This is a genomic window from Spiroplasma sp. hyd1 (assembly GCF_016082235.1).
GTDB lineage: Bacteria > Bacillota_I > Bacilli_A > Mycoplasmatales > Mycoplasmataceae > Spiroplasma > Spiroplasma poulsonii.
This window is the reverse complement of record NZ_JXYY01000059.1, coordinates 1,752-6,657: the sequence shown is the minus strand read 5'-3', so window position 1 is coordinate 6,657 and position 4,906 is coordinate 1,752. Positions and strand designations below refer to the sequence as shown.

Here is a 4,906-nt window from a genome sequence, read left to right as displayed (position 1 = left end):
TACTGCAGGAATTTTGATACTGTTTGGAATTTGTGTTTTTAGCTGTGCTACTACTTGCTCTTTTGTCAACGGTGCTTTTGAAAACAATTTACCATTGGTTTTAAACCAATCAGCAACCACCGTTGCAAATTGACTATCATTTGCTAGTTGCTGTCAATTTTTACTTTCGTTAATTATTTTGTTTAGTTCGGTTGCATTAAGTTTTTTAATACTTTCATTATAGCCGTTTAAATTCGCTCACGCGTAAAATTGTTGTCCTTGGTCTGTGTCTCAAAAGTTCGGTGTTAAATTATCTTTGTTAATAACAACATAATAACTACTTTTGTTTGTTGCATTATCTTCTGTTTCTATTAAATAACGACCCTGATAAGTATCTAATTGACTGCCATCTAAATTGTATGTTTGGTTATCAAATATTTGAAAAACTTTTCTGTTTTTTTCTCATTTTTCATCTAAACCAAATATTTGCGCTGTAATATTTGTACTACTAGTTGGTTTATTTAAACTAACTTTAACTTCGGTATCAGAGTAGTACAAATCACTAGTTAAAGTAATATCTCCTACTTTGCCATTGGTTGGTAGTTGATATACATAACTATCAACATTGCCAATTACCGAAGTGTTTTTTTTAACATTAATACTTGGTTGAGATAGAAATGATGATACGATAATTTGCCCCACATAACTTTTTTTATCAAGGGTAAAAACAACTTCAATTTTATAGTCTTTATTTTCAACGGTAGTACTATCTGTTGGTAAGTCAAATTCTCATACTTTATTTGTTTGGGACATTTCTTTACCATTGACTTTAACAGTTTTAATATTGGTATTTTCCATTTTGACTTTAACTTGTCCATTAGCAACAAGTTGGTCATCACGCAATCACGCTATATTTTTTGATTTATCAACCAAATTAACATTTATATTTGTTTTTACCCACGACAAAACAGATTGAAGTTTGAATACTCCGTTATCAGTTCCAAGATAAATGTTATCTTTACTATCAACAGCAGTTTTTACCCTACCATTTACTCCATTAATTTTTGTTGGTATTGTTTCCCCGTGTTTCAACACATAGGCACCCTTATCAACTCCAAGATAAATGTTGTTAGAACTATCAACAGCAATTGCTGTTGCTTCGTTTATTCCATTTATTTTATTTAATGGTAGATAGTCGTTGTTTGCGTTAGATGTCAAAGCACTAACATCGCGTTTAACACAAGTTTGTACAGTGTTGGCAATCAACGGTGCAGGAACGCTCGTTGTCAAAGTTGAAATTGTTAAGATACTTAATAATTTTTTCATTTCGTTATTTCCTTTCTGAAATCTCTTTTTAATAAAAAAAGAGAATAGCACCACCGCACTATTCCCACACGCAATTTCTAACATATTTCACAAGCGTATCACAAAAATACCACCAAGAAATATGTTAAAATTGTCGGTGGAAACGCTAGTAAACGCTAGTGTTTCCACGATAGTAATTTATTTTCAGATAAATTACTATCACTAATTTTTATTAAAAATATTTAATTCCATAAATAATATATCACTATAAACAATCTTGTTTATAGTTTTTTATTTGCTAAAACTTTACTAAATAGGATAAAAAAGTAAAGATTGATATTTGATACATTTGGGCTAGGTACCAAAGATAAAAATATCTTTGTAAGGAAATTATAACACAAAGTTATAATTTACCACAGTTGTTATTTCCCATAGTTTTTATCTATTCTTTTTTATCTTTGTTTTCATATAATTTTTTAAAGTTATTTATCTGTTCTAAAATAAATACTTGCCGAAAATCTTTATTTTTTTCCATATTTTTTAAACTGTTTGGTTTCAAATTTAAAAAATTATTTGCACTATATTCAAAAAACNTTCCATTATGATATTCGCAAAAGGGAGGAACANCAACACCAACAAGCGAAACCATATTTTTATTGCAATTATTTATTTCACACTTTTTTACTTTTTTCATTGTTATTTGATTTCCTTGATGAGTTCTTCATAGGCTTGTTTTTGCCGCCAATATGTAGGGTTGGTTCATATTGTGTCTAATTTAACGGTGTTCTTTGAAAATGTATCAGAATGTTTAATCTCACATTTTAATAAATATTGAGTAAGATTATCATTTTTTAATCATTCCCAAATAGTTTCTGTAACATCATTATTTTTTACATTGTTTAATAAAATTTTAATATTTGGTGGTTCTTTATTAATAATTTTAGCAATATAATTTAAAGTATTTTTTAAATCTAATACACCTTTATAACAACCATCATCATCTGTTAAAGGTGCAATTATTAAATCAGACAACATTAAAAAACTTACAGATAATTCATTTATTGTTGGCGGGTAATCAATCAACACATAATCATAACTATCAAAAGTTTTATCATTTTGCATATACAAAGTATCTGCTATTAAATGTTGGTCTTTTTCATTTGAATAGTTTAAATTTAAAATAGCAGATACTTTGTTTAGTTGTTCTCCACCAACAATAATATCAATGTTTTTATATTTTGTTTCTTGTATAATTTGTGCTATTTTGATTAATTTTGGTTCTGTTAAAACAGACTTTATTGTTTTATTTTTATGATAAACATTATTAACTAAATTTAGTGTTAGAGTTGCTTGGGGGTCAAGGTCAATCAACAAGACCTTTACCTCATCAAGGGCCAACTTGTAGGCAACATTTTTGCAAAGGGTTGTTTTTCCTGCCCCACCCTTTTTTACTGCAAAACTAATCATCTTCATTATTACTATCCTCCAAATCTATATTATATCTTTCTGCTAAAATTTCATTCATTAAAGTTGTTAATTGCCATTTCTTACTTTTTGCTTCATTTCTAAATGCCATAACAACTCGAGAATTGCATTTCATACGCGGCATAAAAGTAGAATTATCTAATTTTTTAAATTCTTTAACATCACTAAAACTTGATGTTTTATTTATTAAATTTTTAGTTATATTTGTTTTTTCTTTATCTATATTTGGCATAATTATTTTGTTTCCTTTCTAAAATAATTATTTATACTTTATATAGTAAATATAATTAATAATAATACCAAAAATATAAATAAAATCAAGGTTTTTTATATAAATAATTATTTATACTTATTTATACTTTATATAGTAAATATAATTATTTTATATAAAATAATTATGATAATATTAATTATAAAATTTTATTACCATTTCCCTGTGAAAATAACACTCAATGCACCACAGACAACGACAGTAAAACAAGCAATGAATAACCCTTATAAAATAAGGGTTTTAACACAATGTAAAAGGGTATAAAAGCATTGTTTTTAACTTAACGATGTTATAATTAGGTTGAGAGTTTTAACCACTCCCTAGCAGTTCCAAAAAATAGTTAGGCGGTGGTTTAATGGAATTATTACAAATTATTTGTAATGTTCTCAAAATAATCACGCTACTATTGCAAATTATTTTTATAATTAAAAAATTATCCGAATAGGATAATTTAATGCACTAGGAGAGTGGTTAACTCTCACTTTTTTATTTGTTCCAAAATAATATTATCATAAAAAATTATTTTTTGCATTCACAAGTATTATCTTGTGAATTTTTATTTTCATTACATTTGCATTCACAGCTGCAATTACATTTTTCTTTTTCCATTTTCACACCTACTTTCATTTATATTTTACTCCTTTTTGTTTNANATTTCGTAGGTGTTTAACTCTTGTCAAGCATAGTTATTNATTTGNTTTTCAATTCAATTGGCGAGTGTTTGGGTAGGGGTAATTCAATGGACTTGATAGTTGTCTTTATAGTATTTGCGGAGACCATCAAGTTTTTTTCTAAACCGCTCTGGAATTTTACGCGTTCGCTCAAACTCGACTAATTGAATTGTCCCATCATTTTTGTAAACAATTAAATCGGGGTAAGCATTAAGATTACCGTTTTCCATTTTTAATTCCCTCTCTGTTTGATAGTGTTCAATATCACTTTGTGCAACAAGTCATTTGATTAACATGTCTTGGTGGGGCATTTCATAACAATTTATCTTAATTGCTTTTTTATGCTCTCGCCCAACAAAAGTATTACCCTTATGAGAAAGATAATAAATATTTTTTCTTGTGTGTTGGTCGATTTTATAAAAACCTTTTTTTATATTTCGTTCCAAAATTCGTTTAGCACTTATAAATGATTTTTGGGTCAACAAAGCAACTTGCTCTGTGTTTAAATATCCCCAACGATTAATCATAATCAATATTTTTTCTAACTCACCCATAACACCAACACCTTACTATTCATTTTTATTTATATTTAATTTATTTTTCTAAATTAAATAATAATGTTGATTTACAAAAATCAATTACCTCTATCATATTTAATTGTTTAGGTTTAATTTTTCCTGTTTTATTTAAACTCATAAACTTATTTTTATACCAATATAATAAATTTTGATATTTTTCATTATCAAAATAGTATTCTCTTATTTTATATTGTTTAAAAAATTTTAAAATTATTTCATACCAACTTAAATTTATATTATATGGCGTAAATTCTTTTAAGTCTCACTGTAAACAACATTCTAAAAGCAAGAAGAAATCTGTTTTAATAGGACTAAATTTATTTTTTTCAGCATAAAATTTATGAAAAGAATTAACATAATTTTTCCTTTTTTTCATTTCAATAAATCATTTTTGAAAAGATAAATCAAAATAATTACGCCCCAAGTTTAAAAATGGTTNCATTGCAATATTAGTTTTGTTCATATTTAAACAATAGTCATACATTCCAAATTCCTTACGCAATGCCATTAAACTTAAATTAGGAGTATATTTATATAATTCATATGGAATAATTCTCATTAGTTATTTTCCTTACTAACCACTTTNGTNTTACCAACAGNGTGGGGTTTTTTCTTTT

At 26.6% G+C, this 4,906-nt stretch carries 3 protein-coding genes; all 3 read right to left on the bottom strand.

The genetic code is table 4. The features are described from left to right. The coding region (locus TS70_RS05590) for a hypothetical protein (protein WP_198049663.1) at positions 1-1,305 on the bottom strand (1,305 nt) is incomplete at its 3' end. A 675-nt stretch (positions 1,306-1,980) separates the two neighbouring features. Then, positions 1,981-2,757: a ParA family protein gene (locus TS70_RS05580; RefSeq protein ID WP_198049661.1), complete on the bottom strand. Its 777-nt coding sequence runs from the start codon at positions 2,755-2,757 to the stop codon at positions 1,981-1,983. Beyond that, entirely contained in the window at positions 2,744-3,001 is a 258-nt protein-coding gene (locus TS70_RS05575; RefSeq protein ID WP_198049660.1) for a hypothetical protein, read from the bottom strand. Before TS70_RS05575 ends, TS70_RS05580 begins: the two co-directional genes overlap by 14 nt. Positions 3,002-4,906 lie beyond the last annotated feature (1,905 nt).